Below are 22,062 nucleotides of genomic sequence, written 5' to 3' on the forward strand. Positions count from 1 at the left end.
TGTCCCGTCAGCCCAGTTTCTTGGCGACCAGCTCGTTGACCGCTTTGGGGTTGGCCTTGCCGCCGGTGGCTTTCATCACCTGACCGACGAACCAGCCCGCGAGTTTCGGGTTCTGTTTCGCCTTTTCCACCTGCGCCGGGTTGGCGGCGATGATCTCATCGAGCGCGGCCTCGATGGCGCCGGTGTCTGTCACCTGCTTCATGCCGCGGGCTTCGACGATTTCCGCTGGGTCGCCGCCTTCGGTATAGACGATCTCAAAGAGATCCTTGGCGATCTTGCCGGAGATGGCATCAGAGGCAATGAGGTCGATCACACCGCCGAGCTGCGCCGGGGTGACCGGGCTGTCGGTGATGTCGCGATCGTCCTTCTTGAGGCGACCGAAGAGCTCGTTGATGACCCAGTTCGCCGCCAGCTTGCCGTTGCGGCCCTTGGCCACCTCGTCAAAGTAATTGGCGCTCTCCAGATCTGCGGTCAGCACGGAGGCATCATAGTCGGTGAGGCCGAAATCTTTGATGAAGCGGGCTTTTTTCTCGTCCGGCAGCTCGGGCAGCTTGGATTTGATATCATCCACCCAGTCCTGTTCGATCTCCAGCGGCAGCAGGTCAGGATCGGGGAAGTAGCGGTAATCATGCGCCTCTTCCTTGGAGCGCATGGAACGGGTTTCGCCCTTGTCGGGATCATAGAGCCGGGTTTCCTGCTCGACCTCGCCGCCGCTCTCAACAATGGCGATCTGGCGACGGGCCTCGACCTCGATGGCCTGCTGGATAAAGCGCATGGAGTTCATGTTCTTGATCTCGCAGCGGGTGCCGAGATGGGAGAAATCCTGCGTTTCCTGATATTTCTCGTACTGACCGGCGCGGCAGATGGAGACGTTCACATCAGCGCGCAGGTTGCCGTTTTGCATGTTGCCGTCGCAGGTGCCCAGGTAGCGCATGATCTGGCGCAGCTTGGCGATATAGGCGGCGGCCTCTTCGGGGCCACGGATATCGGGGCGCGAGACGATCTCCATCAGGCAGACGCCGGTACGGTTGAGATCGACAAAGGACATGCTCGGGTCCATGTCGTGGATGGATTTGCCGGCGTCCTGCTCCATGTGGATACGTTCGATGCGCACCAGACGCGCGGTGCCGTCGCCGAGTTCCACCAGCACCTCGCCCTCGCCGACGATGGGGTGATAGAGCTGCGAGATCTGATAGCCCTGCGGCAGGTCGGGATAGAAATAGTTCTTGCGGTCAAAGGCGGACCAGAGGTTGATATCAGCCTTGAGGCCCAGCCCGGTGCGCACCGCCTGTTCGACGCAATAGTCGTTGATCACCGGCAGCATGCCGGGCATGGCCGCATCCACGAAGGCGACGTTGGAGTTCGGCTCAGCGCCGAATTGGGTCGATGCGCCGGAAAACAGCTTTGCCTTGGAGCTGACCTGGGCATGTACCTCCATGCCGATGACCAATTCCCAGTCATGCTTGGCGCCCGCGATTACCTTGGGCTTGGGGAGTTCATATGTCAGGTCGAGCATGGTTTTCCGCCGTATCCGATTGTCCTTGTTTGGCAAGCGTTCTAGGCGCGCGCGCGCTGAGGGGCAAGGGGCAATGCCTGTGGTGCGGCTGATCCGGCGCAAAACGCGGAAACAGGCGGCACGCTTTCCGGCGCCGCCTGCAAAACGGGAGAACGGGACCTCAGTTCACGTATTTGTTGACGATCACGTCATAGGTGCCGTCACTGCGCATCTCCGCCAGCGCCTGCGCCAGCTTGTCGGCCACGGCGGCATCAAATTCCGCATTTGCGGCCAACCACATATGGGAGCTGCGCACCGGGGCGCCGATAATGATCGTATTGGGGTCGATGCCGGCTTCCTTCACCGCGTGGAGCACACGCTGGTTGAAGGTATACCAGGCATCCACGCGACCGCCGGTGAGCAGCCGTGCGGCTGTGGCGGTGTCGGTTGTGGACTGCAAATCCGCGAAGCCAAGCTCCAGCAGGTATTTTTCCCGCGGGGTGCCCCCCAGCGTCGCAATGCGTTTCAGGCTGCGGGCGTCGTCGACGGAGTTCACGGCGCCAGAGGTGGTTGCAAAGACTTCATTGGCGACGATCATCTCGGCGATCCAGGTATAGGTCGTTTCGCGCGACGCGGTGCGTGATGTGGTGAACAGCAGCGCATTGGGCGTCGTCTGTGCCACGGCCTGCGCGCGTTTCCACGGCAGATACTCGATATCGATCGCGACGCCCGACCGTTTGGACATCTCTTCCAGCAATTCGTGAGAAATACCAGGCATGTCCTGATCGGATCCGAGCGTGAACGGCGGAAGAACCGCAGTATAGGCTTTGATCGCCTCCGCGCGCGCATTGTCCATGGTTGAGAGAAGGAAAGAAGCAGCCAGAGCGATGGCCCACTTTAGATTTTTGATCGACACTTGGGAAACCTCCAGTTTGCGGCGATGAACCAACCGGTTTAGGAGGCATTTGCCGCGACTGAGTACAATTTAACGGGTCTAGTGGCGTTTGTTTGTAAAGGCGCAGGGCTTAAGAAAAGGATAATGGCGCCGACAGGTGAAGGGTGCGCGTGTTCTTTGCTTGGCCTCGAGCTTCGCTGTCGCTAAGACAGTGCTCCGGCTTCCAGAGGGGGGAGCCGCGGCAACAACAGGAGCAGCACGTCTTGGACACGACCCTTCGAATTGCTCGAAAAATCTCTGACGAAATCGGATCTTCGGTCCAGCAGGTGAATTCAGCCGTTGCGCTGCTGGATGAGGGGGCGACGGTGCCCTTCATCGCGCGCTACCGGAAAGAAGCCACCGGCGGGCTGGATGATACCCAACTGCGCACCCTGAACGAGCGGTTGGACTACCTGCGCGAGATGGAAAAACGCCGGGCGGCGATCCTTGAGTCGATCAAATCGCAGGACAAGCTGACCGATGATCTGGCGGCGGCGATCACCAGGGCAGAAACCAAGGCCGAGCTGGAAGACATCTATCTGCCCTATAAGCCCAAGCGCCGCACAAAGGCGATGATCGCGCGGGAAAACGGGCTGGAGCCGCTGCTGGAGGCGATTCTCGCGGATCGCGCAGCGGATCCGGAGGCGCTGGCGGCGGGCTATCTTTCTGACGCGGTGACCGAGATCAAAGACGCGCTGAATGGTGCGCGCGACATCCTGACCGAACGTTTGACGGAAAACGCCGAACTTCTGGGGCGTCTGCGCGGCTATCTTCAGGCCGAGGCGGTGCTGACGGCCAAGGTGGTCCCGGGGCAGGAACAGGCAGGGGCGAAGTTTTCCGACTATTTCGAACATTCCGAGACCTGGAAAAACGTGCCCTCGCATCGGGCGCTGGCGATGTTGCGGGGCTCCAACGAGGGGGTGCTGACGCTGGATATCGCGCCTCCGGGGGAGGAGGGGGCGAGCCGCGCCGAAGAGATGGTCGCCGCCGTTCTGGAGGTGCGCGGCAATGGCGCGGGCGACAAATGGCTGCGCAAGGTGGCGGGCTGGTGCTGGCGGGGGAAGCTGTCGCTTTCGATGATGCTGGAGCTGATGGGCGACCTTAGGGCCCGCGCGCAGGAGGAGGCCATCCAGGTCTTTGCCCGCAACCTCAAGGATCTGCTCTTTGCAGCGCCGGCCGGTGCGCGACCGACGCTCGGGCTGGATCCGGGCATTCGCACCGGCGTTAAGGCGGCAGTGGTTGACGCGACCGGGAAATTGGTGGCCACCGAGACCCTCTACCCGTTTCAGCCAAAGAATGACCTGCGGGGCGCGCAGGTCTCGATCCTGAAGCTGATCGCCGAACATGGGGTCGAGCTGATCGCGATCGGCAATGGCACCGCCAGCCGCGAGACCGAACGTATGGTGGCCGAGGTCATCAAGAACCTGCCCGCCAAGGTCAAGGCGCCCACCAAGGTGGTGGTCTCCGAGGCGGGGGCCTCGGTCTATTCCGCCTCCGAACTGGCGGCGCGGGAATTCCCCGATCTGGACGTCAGCCTGCGCGGAGCGGTCTCCATCGCGCGGCGCCTGCAAGATCCGCTGGCCGAGCTGGTCAAGATCGAACCCAAAAGCATCGGCGTCGGCCAGTATCAGCACGATGTGGATCAGCACAAACTCTCGAAATCGCTGGAGGCGGTGATCGAGGATGTGGTGAACGCGGTGGGCGTGGACCTCAATATGGCCTCGGCCCCCTTGCTGGCGCATGTCTCGGGCCTCGGGCCGGGCCTGGCGGAAGCCATTGTGTCGCATCGCGACGTCAACGGCGCCTTTGCAAGCCGCAAGGAGCTGCTGAAGGTGGCGCGCCTCGGTCCCAAGGCCTTTGAGCAATGCGCCGGGTTCCTGCGCATCCAGGGCGGCACAGAACCGCTGGACGCCTCCGCCGTTCACCCCGAAAGCTACGCCGTGGCGCGCAAGATCGTGGCCGCCTGTGGCCGCGACATCCGCCAGATCATGGGCGATGGCGCGGCGCTGAAATCCCTGCGCGCCGAACACTTCGTCGAGGGCGAGGTCGGCCTGCCCACTGTGCGCGATATCTTTGCCGAGCTGGAAAAACCGGGCCGCGACCCGCGTCCGAGCTTTGTCACCGCCAGCTTCACCGATGGGGTGGAGCAGATCACCGATCTGAAGCCCGGCATGGTGCTGGAAGGCACGGTCACCAATGTCGCCGCCTTTGGCGCCTTTGTCGATATCGGGGTGCATCAGGACGGGCTGGTCCATGTCAGCCAATTGGCCGACAAATTCGTGAAAGACCCGCATGAGGTGGTGAAGACCGGCCAGGTGGTCAAGGTCACCGTGGTCGAGGTGGACGTGGCGCGCAAACGCATTGGCCTGACGATGAAAAAGGATGGCGGCGCCTCCGCCAAGGAGGACCGCAGGGCCCGCGACAGCCAGGCCGGCGCCGGTCCCCGGGGACGGGGACCACAGCCCCAGCGCGGCAAGATGTCCGCCGCACCAAAGAGCAAAGCCGGCAATGACACTGGCGCGCTGGGCGCGGCTCTCATGGATGCGTTCAAGAAAAAATGATCTGGGTCAGGCGCAGGGCTTAGGGCTCAGGCGCCTGTCCCTTCTTCTAACCAAAATATCCCGGGGGTGAGACCCCGAAAGGGGGCGAGGGGGCAGCGCCCCCTTTACCCTGCCATCACCTCGGGGCCTTCGGGGGTGAAGACCACGCGGCACCCCGCGTCGATTTCCTCGCGAAACAGATCGGCAATCGCGCGCAGCGCTTGCGAGCGGCCCCGTTCGGCGAAATGTCGGAGCGAGCGCACCGGGGCGTCATTGTCAAATCCGGCGGCGGCATGGGCCCATATCATCGGATTGAGCTCGCGCAGGTGGTTGCGGATCAGCCAATTGGCCGCCTCGGCCACCTCGGCGCGCACCTGACGCGCGTCTGGCATCGCCGCGTCGGCGGGTTTCAGCGCCACGCTGCAATAGGCGGACAACAGGTTCACCCGATCCTGGCTCGGCCTGCGCTCCACGATATCGGCAATCCCATCGAGGAAGAACTGCACATCCACCGTCAGGCAGGCGGCATCGCTGCGGGCGAGGGCGTCGAAATAGACCCAGGTATAGCCCGCCGCACCCCATTGGGGCTCAACCAGCGCGGCGACCCGGCGGGCCTCCAGATCCAGTGCGCTCAACCCGTGCTTGCCCTGTTCCACCAGATGGCTGCCAAGCGCGCGCATGTGGCGCGGGTTGAGCGGATCCAGTCGGATCAAAGCGCAGTAATCATCGGCGATCCGGCGCGGTGTCGCGGGTTCCTGCGCGCAATAGAGCGCGCAGCGCGCTGCGGTGACAAAGGGGCGCTGGGCGGCGGCCTCGGCCAGCGGGGCAAGGAGCACCTCGGCCCGCTTTTGATGCGCCGCCGCCCGCGCCTGCAATGGCGCTTGCTGGCGCGGCTGCGCGTCAGCGGTGCGGCGGCAGGCCCAGGCGATATCCAGATGCGCCAGCGCCACCAGCGTCGAGATCTCCACCCCGCGCCCGAGGTCCAGCCGGATACGCTCCAGCGCCATAATCCCGTCGAGGGTGATGCGATCCGTCAGCGGCAGCCCTTCGCTCAGCGCATGTTCCACGGCGTTCACAACATCAGCGCGCGCGCCATAGGCGATAAGATCGGCGATCGGCATGCCCTCGGGGGTTGCCGCTTGCGCGCCGTCTGCGGCGCGGATACGGGCTTCGACCTCGCGCCATCGGTCTTGTCTGGCCAGGAATTGCCCCTCGGCAATGGCGGCGTCTTCGGCCTCGTTTTCGGCGTTGCGGTCTGGCACCGGGATCGACAGCACCTGATCCAGCTGCACATCCATTGCGGGGCGCGCCGCCTTGACGCGCTGCGGCAGGTGCAGCCCGCGCGGGGACAGCAGCGCAGGCATGCGGGCTGTGACCAGGCGCAACGCCTTTTTCAAACCATGTGTTGCCGGCAGGGCGGAAAGAGGCATCGCGTTGTCCCAGGTCTTGTGGCGCAGTCTTGATAAGATCTGAGTGTCGGCAAGATTTGGGGCGGGGCCGGGGAGTTTGACAGGCCAATTGCGGCCCGCGCGGCGCAAAAACCGGCAAGAGCGCGGCATTTTGCCGAAACGCTCGCGAAACCGGCAGATCGCCGCTGATTGATGCCAATCAGAGAACGTTAAAATGCTGTCTTTTCACGGGGATGGCGCGGGTTTCCAGCGCCTGTTCAAAGGCCCGGTGGTTGGGGGTGACTTCCGGTGGCAGCCGGTGATGGGTGCCGGGTTTGGTGTGCACCGTGGCGCGGATTGAAAAATCCCAGCGGGTCAGCAGCACCACATGGTCGATTTCGCGCAGCGCGATATCGGCCTCGCTGCGCGCGGAACGCCAGCGCAGGGCGGTGTCATCCATTTCGAGCCAGGCCGCGGGATTGCGCCAGAGCTCCCATAGTGCGGGCAGCAGCGGCAGGGCAAGCAGTGCGACAATCCAGAGCCGCGCCTGAAACAGCGCCAAGAGCGCCAGCAGCACCAACAGCCAAAGCGCCACAAACAGCAACGCCTTGAGCGAGCGCGCATCCCGGTCAAAGCGGAATGCGCGCGGAACTGATGCGGTGAGTTCAGGCATCGAGAATGCGGCTGACCATCTCATTGGTGTCGCGGCTGAGCCCCTCGACCGATTTGATCCGCTGCAAGGCGGCGCGGATCAGGCCCTGGCGGGATGCGTCATAGCGTTTCCAGGTCTGGAAGGCGGTGCACATGCGGGCGGTGGTCTGCGGGTTCAGCGGATCAAGGGCGATCAGCTGTTCCGCGAGCAGATCATAGCCCGCGCCATCGGCCTGATGAAAACCGGCGTGGTTCATCGAGAGCGCCCCCATCACCGCGCGGAAGCGGTTGGGGTTCTTGATGGTAAAGAGCGCATGGCCGGTCAATTCCCGCGCCACGCTGGCGGCGCGTTCGGGCCGGGCGGTGGCCACTTGCAGCGCGAACCACTTGTCCATCACCAGCCGGTCTCCCTGCCATTGCTCAAAAAACGCGCGGCTCTGGGCCTCGCCCTTTCCGGCCTTCAGGAGACAGGCCAGCGCGCTGTTTTGCACCGTCATATTGTCGGCGTTTGCGAATTGCCTTGCTGCGGCCTCGCCGCCGTCAAGCCGGGTCAGAAGCCCGAGGATACGCCCGTTCAGTGCGCGCAGGCCCGCGTCCCTTGCATCGGGGCGGAAGGGGCCATCGACCTGGGTGGCGGCAAAGAGGCGCGGCAGGCTGTCGGCGAGGCTTTGTGCCAGGGTCTGGGAAAAGGTCTCCGCCGCGTCGAAAATCGCATCCGGGTCGGGGGTGATCCCCTGATCAAACAGCGCCTGGGCGATCTCGCTTTCGCTCGGCGGGGCCAGCACCAGGGCGCGGAAGGCGGGGTCCAATGTGTCGTCGCGCAGCAGGGTGCTCAGCGCCGCCAGGTAATCTGCACCGGGGCTGGCGCCTTCGGTCACCATGGCGATGCGCGCGGCCTTGGCCAGCTCGCGGCCTGCCTCCCAGCGGTTGAAGGGATCGGTGTCATGGGCCAACAGAAAGGCGCGCTCGGCGGCGCTGCTTTCGCGCTCCAGGATCACCGGCGCCGAGAAGTCGCGCAGGATCGAGGGGATCGGCCGGGCATTGAGCCCGTCAAAGGAGAAGCTCTGCTCGGCCTTTGTCATTTCCAGCACCTTTGTGGGCAGCACCTCGTCGCCATTGGGGTTGAGCAGACCGACGGCGATGGGGATCACCTTGGGGTCTTTTTCCGGCTGGCCGGGTGTCGGTGGGGTGCTCTGGCGGAAGGTCAGCGTGTAGGTGCCCTCTGCATAGCTTTCCTCAACCGAGAGGCGAGGCGTTCCGGCCTGGCTGTACCAGTTTTTGAACTGCGCCAGATCGCGGCCGGTGGAGTCCTCAAAGACCTTGATCCAGTCCTCGATGGTGCAGGCCTGACCGTCGTGGCGCTCAAAGTAGAGATCCAGTGCCTGGTAATACGCCGCGTCGCCCACAAGGCGTTTGAGCATGCCGATCACCTCGGCGCCCTTTTCATAGACGGTGGCGGTATAGAAGTTGTTGATCTCCTGAAACGCCTCGGGGCGCACCGGATGGGCAAGGGGGCCGTTGTCCTCGGGGAACTGGCGCGCGCGCAGATCAATCGCGTCGTCGATCCGTTTCACCGGCGCAGAGCGCATATCGGCGGTGAACTGGGCATCGCGGAACACTGTCAGCCCCTCTTTCAGGCAGAGCTGGAACCAGTCGCGGCAGGTGATCCGGTTGCCGGTCCAGTTGTGAAAATACTCATGGGCAATAATTGCCTCAATTCTCTCAAAATTTAAATCAGTTGAGGTCTCAGGGCTGGCGAGGACGCAAGAAGAGTTGAAAATGTTCAAGCCCTTGTTCTCCATCGCGCCCATGTTGAAGTCGTCCACGGCGACGATATTGAACACATCGAGGTCGTATTCACGGCCATAGGTGTCCTCGTCCCATTTCATCGACTTCTTCAGCGCCTCCATGCCAAAGGCGCATTTGTTTTCGTCGCCGGGGCGCACCCAGATGTTCAACTCCACCGCCTTGCCGGACATGGTGGTGAAGCTGTCGGGATGGTTCACCAGATCGCCCGCGACCAGTGCAAACAGATAGGCCGGTTTCGGCCAGGGGTCGTGCCATTCGGCAAAGCCCGCGCCGGAGGCCACCGGGTTGCCATTGGAGAGCAGCACCTTTTCAGTCCCCTCAATGCGCACGCTGAAGGTGCTCATGACGTCGGGGCGGTCGGGGTAATAGGTGATCTTGCGAAAGCCTTCGGCCTCGCATTGGGTGCAATACATGCCGTTGGACATATAAAGCCCCTCCAGCGCGGTGTTCGCCTTGGGGTTGATTTCAACCTCCGCCTCCCAGGTGAAGGGCTGGTCGGGAACGGCGCAGGTGAGGCCGTGATCGGTGAGCTCCGGCGTGACCTCCGTGCCATCAATGCGGGCCGAGATCAGCGAGAGCGCCTCGCCATGCAAAAAAAACCGGGGCGCGGCGACATCGGGTTTCGCGGCAAAGCGGATCCTGGACAGCACGCGGGTGGTTTCCGGCGCGAGGCGAAAGGTCAGCTCCACGCTTTCCACATCAAAGCCAAAGGGCGTGTAGTCCTTCAGATAGAAGGTCTCGGGCTGGGTGGCGGGGGCGGCATCTTTCATCGGGGGATCCTTCTGCTGTCGGGGCGGGCGCGGGGCGCTTTCCCCTAGAGGTATGCAAGCGCAGGCGGCGGGACAAGCATCCTTCTGGCGCGGGCGGGCCGCGCAGGCGCATCTTTTGGAAAAAATTGAAAATCCTGTACTGGAAAACACGCGCGGCCAAAGGGCTCGATTTGTTGCCGATCGGAAACTTTTGCCGTATCAGACGGCATGCAATCGTGCACCGCCAGGAGGAGCAGAATATGAGTCGGATCGAACGGAACGGGCTTCAGGTGGCTGCCCCCTTGGCGGCCTTTATCGAGGATGCGGCGCTGCCGGGCACTGGCGTCAGTGCCGATGCGTTTTGGACCGGGCTTGCCGGTCTGGTCGAGGGCATGGGCGATGAGAACCGCGCGCTTCTGGCCAAACGCGAAACGATCCAGGGGCAGATCGACGCCTGGCATCTGGAACGGCGCGGCCAGAGCCATGACGCGGCGGCCTATAAGGCGTTCTTGCAGGAGATCGGCTATCTGGTGCCCGAGGGCGATGATTTCGAGGTGGAGACCGCCAATGTCGACCCCGAGATCGCGCATCTGCCGGGACCGCAGCTGGTGGTGCCGATCACCAACGCCCGCTTTGCGCTGAACGCGGCGAATGCCCGCTGGGGCAGCCTTTATGATGCGCTTTATGGCACAGACGCCATGGGCGACCTGCCCGAGGGCAAGGGCTATGACGCGGCGCGCGGCGCGCGGGTGATCGCCTGGGGGCGTGGCTTCCTCGATGAGACCTTCCCGCTGGCGAGCGGCTCCTGGTCCGATATTTCCGGCCTGCGGGTTGAGGATGGCGCCCTGGTGCCGGCGCTGAAAGACGCCAGCCAGTTTGCGGGCTATGTCGGCGACACTGCTACTCCGACACGTATTGTTTTGAAAAACAACGGGCTGCACGCGATCCTTGAGATCGACGCGGCCGGCAACATCGGCAAGGATGACGCCGCAGGGATCAATGACATCACGCTGGAAAGCGCGCTGTCGACGATCATGGATTGCGAAGATTCCGTCGCCTGTGTGGACGCCGAAGACAAGGTTACCGCCTATTCCAACTGGCTGGGCCTGATGAAACGCGATCTGGCCGAGGAGGTCAGCAAGGGTGGCACAAGCTTTACCCGCGTTTTGAACGACGACATCGCCTATACCGCAGCGAATGGCGAGGCGGCGGTGCTCAAGGGGCGGTCCCTGCTCCTGGTGCGCAACGTCGGCCATCTGATGACCAACCCGGCCATTCTGGACAGCGCGGGCCGAGGCGGGCGAGGGGCTGCTGGATGCGATGATCACCGTTCTGATCGCCATGCATGACCTCAAATCCGAAGGCGGCAACTCGCTGCATGGCTCGGTCTATGTGGTGAAGCCGAAGATGCACGGGCCGGAAGAGGTCGCCTTTGCGGTGAAAATCTTTGACCATGTGGAAGACGCGCTGGGCCTGCCGCGCAACACCGTCAAGATCGGCATCATGGACGAGGAACGCCGCACATCGGTTAACCTCAAGGAATGTATCCGCGCCGCAAAATCCCGCGTTGCCTTTATCAACACCGGCTTCCTGGACCGCACCGGCGACGAGATCCACACCTCGATGGAAGCGGGGCCGATGCTGCCCAAGGGCGAGATGAAGGGCACCGCCTGGATCGCGTCTTATGAGGATCGCAACGTCGATATCGGGCTTGCCTGCGGGCTGAAGGGGCGCGCGCAGATCGGCAAGGGCATGTGGGCCATGCCCGACCGTATGGGCGAGATGCTGGCGGCCAAGATTGGCCATCCGCAATCCGGCGCGACCTGCGCCTGGGTGCCGTCGCCCACCGCCGCGACCCTGCACGCCACACACTATCACAAGATCGACGTGCTGGCTCGTCAGGACGAGCTCAAGGCCGGTGGCGCGCGCGGGACGCTTGACGATCTGCTGAGCATTCCGGTGATGGAGGGGCAGAACCTCTCGGAGGCGGAGATCGCCAATGAGATTGAAAACAACGCACAGGGCATCCTTGGCTATGTGGTGCGCTGGGTCGATCAGGGCGTGGGCTGCTCCAAGGTGCCGGACATCAATAATGTCGGTCTGATGGAAGACCGCGCCACCTGCCGCATCTCCAGCCAGGCGCTGGCCAATTGGCTGCATCATGGTGTGGTCTCGGAAGAGCAGGTCATGGCCGCGATGCAGAAAATGGCGGCTGTGGTGGATGGCCAGAACGCCGGTGATCCCGCCTATCGCCCGATGGCGCCGGGCTTTGACGGTGTCGCCTTTCAGGCGGCCTGCGATCTGGTCTTCAAGGGCCGGGTGCAGCCCTCGGGCTATACCGAGCCGGTGCTGCATGCCCGCCGCCTGGAGCTGAAAGCCCAGGGGTGATGCGCCCCGCTGTTGAGTGAGCGACAAGACCATTTGGCCGGGGTAAATGTCCCGGCCAATTTTTCACCGATAAGGCTTGGAACGCGGCTCCGTTTGCCTGATTTTTTCGCAGACCCCCTGTGCGTCAACGCACAGGCACCTGCGCCACCGCTTTGAATTGCGCGCACAGTCGTCGCGGCTTTAGTCTGCTGTATTGTCATTCGACATCTATCGCAGAGACCGGAGATCCAGATCGTGCGCCCCAAAATCGGTATTATCGGCAATTCCTACCTGATCAATGATGACTACCCGACCCATGCAGGTGGGACGATGAATTCTGATGCCGTATCGCGCGTGTCTGGCTGTTTGCCGCTGCTGATCCCGACCGATCCGCGGTTTGTCACCGTCGAAGAGCTGCTGGAGTGTTTCGACGGCTTCCTGCTGACCGGCGGGCGGCCCAATGTGCACCCGGAGGAATATGGCGAAGACCCCACCGAGGCCCATGGCGATTTTGACCGGGCGCGGGATGCAATCACCCTGCCATTGGTTCGCGCCTGCGTTGAGCGCGGCCAGCCCTTCATGGGCATCTGTCGCGGCTTTCAGGAGGTCAATGTGGCGATGGGTGGCACGCTCTACCCCGAGATCCGCGATCTGCCGGGGCGGATGAATCACCGCATGCCGCCGGATGGCACCATCGAGGAAAAATTCGCGCTGCGCCATCCGGTGACCCTGACCGAAGGCGGCGTCTTCCACCAGCTGCTGGGCGCCACCGAGGTGATGACCAACACGCTGCATGGTCAGGGCATCAAGTCGCCGGGCAGCCGGATTGTGATTGATGGACAGGCCGCGGACGGCACCCCGGAGGCGATCTATGTAAAGGACGCGCCCGGCTTTACGCTCTCGGTGCAATGGCATCCCGAGTATTGCGCCGACCAGGATCCGGTGTCGCGGCCGCTGTTTGAGGCCCTCGGCGCCGCGGCAAGAGCCTGGGCCGCCGGGGAGCGCGCAACCGCACTGCAACTCAGCGCCTGAGAGGCAGAGCAGGGGGCGCGCAGGTGCCGGGCCAAATGGACCCGCGCGCGCCCAATCATGGCGAATTCATTAGCTGATTTGTCGCATTTGACAAAAAAATCATCAGGGGCGCTTTTCATTCCCTGAAACTTCTGCTGATTTGTCGCGCGATTGCGCGCGAGGAACGGGCAGGGGGTGCGCCGCGTTTTGTGCCACCGCAACAGTCCTTGCCGCGATGCAGCAAAATTGCTTGCGTAATATTATTGCGCAACGTATGTGTAGTATTTGTGAAACGTGCGCGCACGGTCAGAAAAGCCGATGCAGACAGGGGGACGACGGGTGAAAATAGGGACACCAAAAGAGATAGCACCGGGAGAGGCACGCGTTGCGATGACGCCGGCCTCGGCTCGGGATCTTCAGAAACTGGGGTATGAGTGCTGTATCGAGACCGGAGCCGGTGAAAAGGCCGGGTTCTCGGATGCGGCCTATGAGGAGGCCGGTGTCGAGATCATCAAGACCGCCGCGAGCCTTTGGAAGGCGGCGGATATCATTGCCAAGGTGCGCCAGCCCTCGGAGGCGGAACTGAAGCGCCTGACCAATGACAAGACGCTGATCACCTTCTTCAACCCCGGCGGGAATGAAGAGGGGCTGGAGCTGGCCAAATCCAAGGGCGCCACGGTGGTCGCCATGGAAATGGTGCCGCGCATCAGCCGGGCGCAAAAGATGGACGCGCTCAGCTCCATGGCCAATATCGCCGGCTATCGCGCGGTGATCGAGGCGGGCAACAACTTTGGCCGTTTTTTCACCGGTCAGATCACGGCGGCGGGCAAGGTGCCCCCGGCCAAGGTTCTGGTGGTTGGCGCCGGTGTAGCCGGTCTTGCGGCGATCGGCACCTCGACCAGCCTTGGTGCGGTGACCTATGCCTTTGACGTGCGTCCCGAAGTGGCCGAACAGGTCGAGAGCATGGGCGCCGAGTTCGTCTATCTCGATTTCGAGGAAGAGCAGCAGGATGGCGCCGCGACCGGCGGCTATGCCTCTGTCTCCAGCCCGGAGTTCCGCGAAGCGCAGCTGGCTAAGTTCCGCGAACTGGCGCCCGAGGTGGATATCGTCATCACCACCGCGCTGATTCCCAACCGCGAAGCCCCCGAGCTCTGGACCGAGGACATGGTCGCGGCGATGAAGCCGGGTTCGGTGATTGTCGATCTGGCGGCGGAGAAGGGCGGCAACTGCAAGCTGACCGTCGCGGATGAGAGGATCGTCACAGAAAACGGTGTGATCATCATCGGCTATACCGATTTCCCCAGCCGGATGGCGGCGCAGTCCTCGACGCTCTATGCCACCAATATCCGCCATATGATGACCGACCTGACGCCGGAAAAAGACGGCCAGGTGGTGCACAACATGGAGGATGACGTCATTCGTGGCGCCACCGTGACCCATGCGGGCGAAATCACCTTCCCGCCGCCACCGCCTAAGGTGCAGGCGATCGCGGCGCAGAAGAAACCCGAACCCGCCAAGGAGCTGACAGCAGAGGAAAAACGCGCCGCGGAAGTGGCCGCCTTCAAGCAGCAGACCAAGACGCAGGTGACCCTGCTGACGGTCGGCGGGCTATTGTTGCTGGCCGTGGGGCTGGTGGCCCCGGCGAGCTTCATGCAGCATTTCATCGTCTTTGTGCTCTCGGTCTTTATCGGCTTCCAGGTGATCTGGAACGTCAGCCACAGCCTGCACACGCCGCTGATGGCGGTCACCAATGCGATCTCCTCGATCATCATCCTGGGCGCGCTGATGCAGATCGGCTCCGGCTCGTTCCTGGTGATCCTGCTGGCGGCGCTGTCGGTGTTCATGGCGGGGATCAATATCTTCGGCGGTTTCCTCGTGACACGGCGCATGCTCGCCATGTTCCAGAAATCCTAAAGGAGTAGGGACAGATGGACTTCGGATTTACGACGGCGGCCTATGTGGTCGCGGCGGTTCTCTTTATCCTCTCGCTGGGCGGGCTTTCGGGACAGGAAAGCGCCAAACGCGCGGTGTGGTACGGCATTGTCGGCATGGCGCTGGCGGTCTTTGCCACGCTGATCGGCCCCGGCTCCGGCCTGTGGCTCTTGTCGCTCCTGCTGATTGCGGGCGGTGGCATCATCGGCTGGTATGTCGCCAACAAGGTCGAGATGACCGAAATGCCGCAGCTGGTGGCAGCGATGCACTCGCTGGTCGGTCTCGCGGCGGTTTTTGTGGGCTTCAACGCCCATTTCACCATGAACTGGGTGGCCAGGGCACAGGCGCAGGCAGAACCCATCCACGGCACCTTCGCGGAGCTGATCGCGCATAAGACTGGCGTGGAGCTCAACATCCTCGCGGTGGAGCTGTTTCTGGGCATCTTCATCGGGGCGGTGACCTTCACCGGGTCCGTGATCGCCTATGGCAAGCTGGCGGGCAAGGTGAGCTCCAAGGCGGAAAAACTGCCCGGCGGCCATATGCTGAACGCGGGCGCGGCGGGGCTCTCGCTGATCTGCCTGATCTGGTACGTCAATTCGGGCGGCTTCTTTCCGCTGTTCCTGATGACGCTGGCGGCGCTGTTCATCGGCTACCACCTGATCATGGGCATCGGCGGCGCCGATATGCCGGTGGTGGTCTCCATGCTCAACAGCTACTCCGGCTGGGCGGCGGCGGCGATCGGCTTCAGCCTCGGCAATGACCTCCTCATCGTGGTCGGCGCGCTGGTGGGCTCCTCCGGTGCGATCCTCAGCTACATCATGTGCAAGGCGATGAACCGGTCCTTCGTCTCGGTGATCCTGGGCGGCTTTGGCGGCACCGCGGGCCCGGCGATGGAGGTCGAGGGCGAGCAAGTCGCGATCGACGCCGATGGTGTGGCCGCAGCCCTGGACGAGGCCGACAGCGTCATCATCATTCCCGGCTACGGCATGGCGGTGGCACAGGCGCAATCCAACGTTGCCGAACTCACCCGCCGTCTGCGCGCCAAGGGTAAGGAGGTGCGCTTTGCCATCCACCCGGTCGCGGGTCGTCTGCCGGGGCATATGAACGTGCTCCTGGCCGAAGCAAAAGTGCCCTATGACATCGTGATGGAGATGGACGAGATCAACGAGGACTTCCCGGAAACGGATATCGCCATCGTGATCGGCTCCAATGACATCGTGAACCCCGCCGCGCAGGAAGACCCCAACAGCCCCATCGCTGGCATGCCGGTGCTGGAATGCTGGAAGGCGAAACAGGTCTTTGTGTCCAAGCGTGGTCAGGGCACCGGCTATTCGGGCATCGAAAATCCGCTGTTTTACAAGGAAAACACCCGGATGTTCTACGGCGACGCCAAACAATCCCTTGGCACGCTGCTCAACCTGATCGACTGACCTGTCGCAACGAAAAACACCAAAAGGGCGCTCCAATGGGGCGCCCTTTTTCATTTCATCTTGCCCAAAATACCTTGGGGGGTGGCCCAAGGGGCCGGGGGCAGGGCCCCCTCCAACCGCTCCGCAAGAGAGACCGGCACGACAAGGCGTCACGGATTTTTTACTTAAATTGCGAGACTTAGCACCGTGTCTGGGGCGCTCATCGGTTCGCTCCTGACACAATGTATACCGTTGCATTCATCTAACATATTGTTTTAAAAGAAAATCTTTCAAATGCCTCAGGCCGACGATAGGGTATTCCCATTGTTCTTCGGAGACTGAGTCGTGCCGCCCATTGATGATCACCCTCTGCGCTATCACCTGGTGAACGAGCTGCACGCGCGCCCGTTTCCCACGATTGCCTCTCCGGCGACGGTGATTTACCTGGCCGTCAAACAGCCGCGCGAGGCGGTGCATCGGGATCGGCGCGCCGATCTGCAACATCTGGTGGATCTGCTGGACCGCTACGGCGCGGTGCATCCGCAACCGGGGGCGACCCATCACACCGCGCAGCTTGGCCGCTATACGCTCAAATGGGAGCAGCATACCGAGTTCGTCTCTTACACGCTGCATGGCGAGGGGGTCAGTGCCCGCGCCTTTGATCCGCAGGATTTCAACATCTTCCCCGAGGACTGGCTGGCGCGGGCGCCGGGGCAACGCATTACCTCGGCGATGATCCGGGTGGTGCCGCGCCCTGGGGTGGAGGAGATCAAAGCCCTGGCCAACGACTGGTTCGTCTCCGAGAGCCTGGCGCTGTCGCAGGTGCTGGATGACAGCGCCGTGGCGGCCTGTGATTTCCGCATTGATCCGGCGGGGCACATGCGGGTGGCGCTGTTTGTCAACCCGATCATCGGCGCGCAGCGCGTCGGCCGGGTGGTGCAGCGGCTGTGCGAAATCGAAACCTACCGCGCGATGTCCATGCTGGGCTTTTCCCGGGCGCGGGGGCTCACGCCGGCGATCGGAGCGCTGGATGTCTCGCTGAGCGAAATGATGGTGGAGATGACGGGCGGCGACCTTCCGGCGGAGCAAACGCTGGGTCAGCTTCTGACCATCTCGGCAGAGCTGGAAGCCATGGCGGCGCAATCGGCGTTTCGCTTCGGGGCGACCGGCGCCTATGAGGCGCTGGTAAACCAGCGTATCGGCCTTCTGCGCGAGGAGCGCTTTGAGGGATCCCAGACCATGGCGGAATTCATGCTGCGCCGGTTTGAGCCTGCGATGCGCACGGTCCATTCCACCGAGAAACGTCTGGCGGTGCTTGCCGACCGGGCGCGGCGGGCAGGGGAGCTGCTGCGAACCCGGGTCGATGTGGAGCGTTCAGCCCAGAACCAGGCCCTGCTGGAGAGCATGGATCGGCGCGCTGATTTGCAGCTGAGGTTGCAGCACACGGTGGAGGGGCTCTCGGTGGTGGCGATCAGCTACTACGCGGTATCACTGGCGAGCTATGCGCTCTATCCGCTGGGCAAGATGCTGGATCTGAGCAAGGGCATGCTGACGGCGATGATTACCCCGCTGGTGATCGGCGCGGTTTTCCTGGCGGTGCGACGCATTCGGAATAGCCTGCACTAGACTGACCCGCGTCTTTTGCCGGAACAAAAAAGGCCGCCTCATTGGGCGGCCTTTTCCATGTTCTCTTCTGCCTCAGCGGCCCCGGATGCGCGGGTCCAGCGCATCGCGCAAGCCGTCGCCGAGGTAGTTCACCGACAGCACCGTCAGCGAGATCATGATCCCGGGCCAGACCACGCGTTCGGGGAACAGGGTCATCCGGTCCACGGCGTCATTCAGCAGACGGCCCCAGGTGGGAAAGTCCGGCGGAAAGCCAAAGCCGAGGAAGGAGAGCGCCGATTCCGTGATGATCGCGGTGGCGATCCCCAATGTGGCCGAGACCATGATCGGCGACAGCACGTTGGGCAGGATGTGGCGGGTGATGATGCTGCCCGGCTTGGTGCCGATGGAGCGCGCCGCCAGAACGAATTCACGCTCCTTGATCGCCAGCACATCGCCGCGCACGATCCGCGCGGTCGGCATCCAGGAGGTGATCCCGATCAGGCAGACGATGAGCACGAACACACCGCCCTCGGGGCCGATCGCTTTGGAGAGCGCCTCGCGAAACAGCACCGCCGCAACCAGGATCATCGGCAGGAGCGGCAGCGCCAGGAACAGATCCGTCAGACGCATCAGCAGCCCGTCGAGCTTTTTGAAATAGCCCGCCAGGACGCCGATCAGGCTGCCGAGGAACAGCGCCAGCACCATCGCCGCCATCCCCACGGCCAGAGAGACCCGGCCGCCGAACATCAGCCGCGCCAGCGTGTCACGACCGAGGTTGTCGGTACCCAGCGGATAGACCCAGCTGACCTTGGCACCAGAATCCCAGAGCGCATGGTAGATCGGGCGCATATCGCGCAGCTTGATGAAATCGCGCCCGGTGGGCAGGAATTTGGCATCGTTCCAGTAAACGAAGGGTCCAACCACAACGCCAAGCACGATAATCAGGAACAGGCAGCCGCCAAACAGCGCGCCCCGGTGCGATTTGAACTGATCCCAGATGTCGCGCACTTGGCTGCGCGGCGGGGTTGAGAGCTCGTCCTGCACGCTGGAATGCTGCATGGCTTTGTCTTTTGCAGCGTCAGTCATAGCGAATCCTCGGGTCGAGAATGCCGTAGAGCACATCGGCAATCAGGTTGAACAGCACGATAAGCACGGCAAAGATAAAGGTCAGGCTCTGCACCATGGGCAGGTCATTGGCCTGGATGGCGCCGATCAACAACTGGCCGATGCCATTCACCTTGAACACTTGTTCGGTGATGATGGCGCCGCCAAAGATCGACGGAATCCCCAGCGCGATCACGGTGACCACGGGGATCATCGAGTTGCGCAGCACATGCACCATGACCACGACATATTCGCCGAGGCCCTTGGCGCGGGCGGTGCGAACATAGTCCTGATTGAGGTTGTCGAGCATCGAGGCGCGCATGAACCGGCTGAGCTGCGCGGTGATTTGCAGCGCCAGCACCATCACCGGCATGATCATTTGCTGAAGCTGCTTTACAAAGCTCTCCCAGCTGTCGACCACCAGTGTGGTGTCATAGATCGACGGGAACCAGCCCAGCTGCACCGAGAAGATCACGATCACCAGCACGCCAGAAAAGAACGGCGGCACGGAAAAGCCGACCATCGACACAAAGGTGCCGAGCTGGTCGAACCAGCTATATTGGCGATAGGCGGAATAGATGCCGATCGGCAGTGCGATCAGGATGGCAACGATATAAGCGGTGCCCACAACCCAGAGGGTCTGCGGCATGCGCTGCACGACGATATCCATCACCGGCGAGCGGGTCTGCCAGGAGATCACGCGAAGATCACCGGCGGAGAAAGATGTGCCGAAAATATGGTCGATCAGAACCTGCGGTTCGATCCAGAAGAACTGCACCAGCCATTTCCAGAACCGGATAGGGGCTGGCTCGCCAAGCCCGAGGGCCTCGCGCATCTTCTCTTTGACTTCGGGGGGGACGGTCAGGGGAACCTGCGCCATGGGGTCGCCGGGGGCGAGCTCCAGCAACAGGAAGATCACGAGACTGATAAACAGCAGCGTCGGCACTGCGAGGATCAGCCGTCGGATGGTAAAATTCAGCATCAGCCGGGCGCCTTTGCGATTTGGGTGTTGAAAGCTCCGCGGGAACTGCCCGATGCGGGCAGCCAGCGCGTTGTTCGGGTCTCATAGGTCATGTGAACCGGGACAACAATGCCAGAGCTGCGGATTGGGGGGCCAAAAACCATCAGGCCCCGGCGCAAAGCCCGGGGCCCTTTGGGGTAAGTCTGGCGTTTACTTGATACGATACCAGTCCGCTGCGTTCCACAGCTCGCTGTCCCAGACGTTCAGGTCAACACCGCCCAGGGTGTTGGAGACGCCGGACAGGCGGCCACGGTGAACAAGCGGGATCATACCACCTTTTTCATACACGATGGTGTTGAGCTTCTGACCGATTTCGATGCGTTTTGCGGCATCCGCGGTCTGGCTCAGCTCTGCATGCAGCGCGTCGAACTCTTCATCGCAGAAGCGGGAGATGTTCTCACCCTGCCACTGGGATGCCGGAGACGGGGCTTTGTCGCACAGACCGTTGCCAAAGTAGGACTGCGGGTCGGTGCCGTTGAAGGTGTTGGCGTACATTTCAACGTCGGCATAGAACTTCTGGAAGGTATCCGGGGAGCCCGGGTCGCCACCAAAGAACACGGAGCCGTTGACATTGCGCAGCTCGGTTTCAACACCGATCTGGCTCCACCACTGTTTGATCAGCGCCTGGAAGTCCTGACGCACGGCGTTGGTCGAGGTCTGATAGAGGATCTTCAGCGGCACACCGTCTTTTTCGCGGATGCCGTCGCCATCGGTGTCAACGATACCGGCCGCATCGAGCATGGCGTTGGCGCCTTCGATGTCCTGCACGTTACAGCCTTCGGGGTTGATGCCATAGGCTTCGGGAGCCGGAACCCAGGAGCAGGAGGGCTTGCCCGCCTTGCCATAGCCGATTTCGACCAGCAGCTCGCGGTCGATCGCCATGGAGAGCGCCTTGTAGACCGCCGGGTCAGACAAGAAGGGGTGCGGACGGATCACCGACCGCTCTTCCGGGCTGAGGTCGGGCGAGGGGTTGGTATTGTTGAGCATGATCCGCTCAAGCAGCGGGCCAAAGCCGGCAACGGCCTTGCCTTTACCGCCTGCTTCCATCTGCGCGATGACGTCGGGCGCCAGTTGCAGGTTCCAGGCGTAGTCAAATTCGCCGGTCTCCATCACGGCACGGCCGGCTGCGGTCGCGTCGCCGCCACCTTTCAGCAGAACCTTCGCGAAGGCGGGTTTCGCCGGGTCGCGGTAGTTCGGGTTGGCCGAGAGGGTGATCACGTCGTTGGGCTTGAACTCATCCACAACAAACGGGCCGGTGCCGATCGGGTTGAAGTTCGCCTCTGTACACTCAGGCGCCTTGGCACCGAGGCAGTCGGCGAATTGCGCGGCCTGAATGATCGGGCTTTCGCTGCCGACGAACGGGCCGTAGGGGTAGGGGGTTGCCTTGTCAAAGGTCACCACGACGGTTTGCTCGTCGGGGGTTTCAACGCTGGTCACGCCTTCGAATTTGGTAACCTGCGCGCAGCCGCCCTCGGGGTGGGTGCAGTAGTCATAGGTGAATTTGACGTCGGCAGAGGTCAGCGCGGTGCCGTCGGACCATTTGATGCCGGGCTTCAGCTTCCAGGTGATCTGGGTCAGGTCTTCGCTGACGCCACCGTTGCCGACGGTCGGGATTTCCTCGACCAGATACGGAACCATCTCGCCAGCCGGGTTAAAGCGGGCCAACGGCTCGATGACGAGGGACGCGGCTTCGCTGTCCTTGGTGCCGCCCGACAGGAACGGGGTCATGATGGACGGGGCCTGCCAATAAATGATGTTGACCTGGCCGTCCGAGCCACGCTCGGCAAAGGCAGCCGGGGCGAATGCGGCGCTTGCCACGGCCCCTAGCAGTAGGGATTTCAATTTCATTACACTCTCCTTGTCGGTTCCGACATCGTGTTTTTGTTGTGAAATTGCGCTGGATTAGACGTTCAGCGCAACGCCGCGGTCACGGCATTGGATTGTTTACACTTTTGACGTTAGACGGATTTCGTGGCGAAGCATATGCCTCGCGTGACACGGTGCGGTTTTGCCGAACCTTGTTTCCCGATCCCCTGTCGCCTTTAGC

Annotated in this window: 13 protein-coding genes and 1 pseudogene; 6 read left to right on the forward strand and 8 right to left on the reverse strand. The window is 62.5% G+C overall.

All coding sequences use genetic code 11. From position 1 onward, the window contains the following. Positions 1-7: 7 nt before the first annotated feature. Together gatB and HCZ87_RS02920 are read right to left on the reverse strand one after the other, a co-directional pair. Entirely contained in the window at positions 8-1,516 is a 1,509-nt protein-coding gene (gatB, locus tag HCZ87_RS02915; protein ID WP_167642277.1) for an Asp-tRNA(Asn)/Glu-tRNA(Gln) amidotransferase subunit GatB, read from the reverse strand. Positions 1,517-1,676: 160 nt separating this feature from the next. Continuing rightward, a complete protein-coding gene (locus tag HCZ87_RS02920) occupies positions 1,677-2,351 on the reverse strand; it encodes an ABC transporter substrate-binding protein (protein ID WP_303048828.1) in 675 nt (224 codons plus the stop codon). A 302-nt stretch (positions 2,352-2,653) separates the two neighbouring features. On the opposite strand from HCZ87_RS02920, the gene HCZ87_RS02925 reads away from it, so the two are divergent. Beyond that, positions 2,654-4,990: a Tex family protein gene (locus tag HCZ87_RS02925; RefSeq protein ID WP_167642279.1), complete on the forward strand. Its 2,337-nt coding sequence runs from the start codon at positions 2,654-2,656 to the stop codon at positions 4,988-4,990. Between the two features lie 104 nt (positions 4,991-5,094). Here HCZ87_RS02925 and HCZ87_RS02930 read toward each other — a convergent pair whose 3' ends face one another. The 3 genes from HCZ87_RS02930 to pepN form a co-directional block, all read right to left on the reverse strand. After that, positions 5,095-6,399 carry a hypothetical protein gene (locus tag HCZ87_RS02930; RefSeq protein WP_167642280.1) on the reverse strand — a complete coding sequence of 435 codons (1,305 nt, stop codon included), beginning with the start codon at positions 6,397-6,399 and terminating at the stop codon, positions 5,095-5,097. A gap of 178 nt (positions 6,400-6,577) precedes the next feature. Further along, positions 6,578-7,030 (reverse strand): hypothetical protein, encoded by a 453-nt coding sequence (locus HCZ87_RS02935; protein ID WP_167642281.1) that lies wholly within the window; start codon positions 7,028-7,030, stop codon positions 6,578-6,580. Then, complete coding sequence (gene pepN, locus HCZ87_RS02940; protein WP_167642282.1) at positions 7,023-9,587, reverse strand: aminopeptidase N; 2,565 nt, start codon at positions 9,585-9,587, stop codon at positions 7,023-7,025. The genes HCZ87_RS02935 and pepN overlap by 8 nt, the downstream gene beginning before the upstream one ends. A 239-nt stretch (positions 9,588-9,826) precedes the next feature. Between pepN and HCZ87_RS02945 the strand changes: the two are divergent. The 5 genes and pseudogenes from HCZ87_RS02945 to HCZ87_RS02965 all read left to right on the forward strand — a co-directional run bounded on the left by HCZ87_RS02945 (position 9,827) and on the right by HCZ87_RS02965 (position 17,911). Beyond that, positions 9,827-11,954 (forward strand): annotated as a pseudogene (locus tag HCZ87_RS02945) (malate synthase G). A 231-nt stretch (positions 11,955-12,185) separates the two neighbouring features. Further along, entirely contained in the window at positions 12,186-12,965 is a 780-nt protein-coding gene (locus HCZ87_RS02950) for a gamma-glutamyl-gamma-aminobutyrate hydrolase family protein (protein WP_368484073.1), read from the forward strand. Between the two features lie 318 nt (positions 12,966-13,283). Next, positions 13,284-14,858: a Re/Si-specific NAD(P)(+) transhydrogenase subunit alpha gene (locus tag HCZ87_RS02955; protein WP_167642284.1), complete on the forward strand. Its 1,575-nt coding sequence runs from the start codon at positions 13,284-13,286 to the stop codon at positions 14,856-14,858. Positions 14,859-14,872: 14 nt separating this feature from the next. Continuing rightward, positions 14,873-16,306, forward strand: a complete 1,434-nt coding sequence (locus HCZ87_RS02960) for an NAD(P)(+) transhydrogenase (Re/Si-specific) subunit beta (RefSeq protein ID WP_167642285.1) — start codon at positions 14,873-14,875, stop codon at positions 16,304-16,306. A 324-nt stretch (positions 16,307-16,630) separates the two neighbouring features. Continuing rightward, entirely contained in the window at positions 16,631-17,911 is a 1,281-nt protein-coding gene (locus tag HCZ87_RS02965; RefSeq protein ID WP_167642286.1) for a DUF3422 domain-containing protein, read from the forward strand. 72 nt (positions 17,912-17,983) lie between these two features. On the opposite strand, the gene HCZ87_RS02970 is transcribed toward HCZ87_RS02965, so the two are convergent. The 3 genes from HCZ87_RS02970 to HCZ87_RS02980 all read right to left on the reverse strand — a co-directional run bounded on the left by HCZ87_RS02970 (position 17,984) and on the right by HCZ87_RS02980 (position 21,863). Continuing rightward, positions 17,984-18,976 (reverse strand): ABC transporter permease, encoded by a 993-nt coding sequence (locus HCZ87_RS02970; RefSeq protein WP_167642287.1) that lies wholly within the window; start codon positions 18,974-18,976, stop codon positions 17,984-17,986. Beyond that, entirely contained in the window at positions 18,969-19,976 is a 1,008-nt protein-coding gene (locus tag HCZ87_RS02975) for an ABC transporter permease (protein ID WP_167642288.1), read from the reverse strand. The genes HCZ87_RS02970 and HCZ87_RS02975 overlap by 8 nt, the downstream gene beginning before the upstream one ends. Before the next feature lie 189 nt (positions 19,977-20,165). Beyond that, the gene (locus HCZ87_RS02980; RefSeq protein ID WP_167642289.1) at positions 20,166-21,863 is read right to left on the reverse strand and encodes a peptide ABC transporter substrate-binding protein; all 1,698 of its coding nucleotides are present in this window, start codon (positions 21,861-21,863) and stop codon (positions 20,166-20,168) included. Positions 21,864-22,062 lie beyond the last annotated feature (199 nt).

Source organism: Phaeobacter sp. HF9A (assembly GCF_011806385.1).
Lineage (GTDB): Bacteria > Pseudomonadota > Alphaproteobacteria > Rhodobacterales > Rhodobacteraceae > Epibacterium.

What these genes read in the sequence shown, in the direction of transcription:
- HCZ87_RS02975 (WP_167642288.1), bottom strand. Translation starts at nt 19,976, where the DNA reads ATGCTGAATTTTACCATCCGACGGCTGATCCTCGCAGTGCCGACGCTG.
- HCZ87_RS02980 (WP_167642289.1), bottom strand. Translation starts at nt 21,863, where the DNA reads ATGAAATTGAAATCCCTACTGCTAGGGGCCGTGGCAAGCGCCGCATTC.
- gatB (WP_167642277.1), bottom strand. Translation starts at nt 1,516, where the DNA reads ATGCTCGACCTGACATATGAACTCCCCAAGCCCAAGGTAATCGCGGGC.
- pepN (WP_167642282.1), bottom strand. Translation starts at nt 9,587, where the DNA reads ATGAAAGATGCCGCCCCCGCCACCCAGCCCGAGACCTTCTATCTGAAG.
- HCZ87_RS02935 (WP_167642281.1), bottom strand. Translation starts at nt 7,030, where the DNA reads ATGCCTGAACTCACCGCATCAGTTCCGCGCGCATTCCGCTTTGACCGG.
- HCZ87_RS02930 (WP_167642280.1), bottom strand. Translation starts at nt 6,399, where the DNA reads ATGCCTCTTTCCGCCCTGCCGGCAACACATGGTTTGAAAAAGGCGTTG.
- HCZ87_RS02970 (WP_167642287.1), bottom strand. Translation starts at nt 18,976, where the DNA reads ATGACTGACGCTGCAAAAGACAAAGCCATGCAGCATTCCAGCGTGCAG.
- HCZ87_RS02960 (WP_167642285.1), top strand. Translation starts at nt 14,873, where the DNA reads ATGGACTTCGGATTTACGACGGCGGCCTATGTGGTCGCGGCGGTTCTC.
- HCZ87_RS02920 (WP_303048828.1), bottom strand. Translation starts at nt 2,351, where the DNA reads ATGGACAATGCGCGCGCGGAGGCGATCAAAGCCTATACTGCGGTTCTT.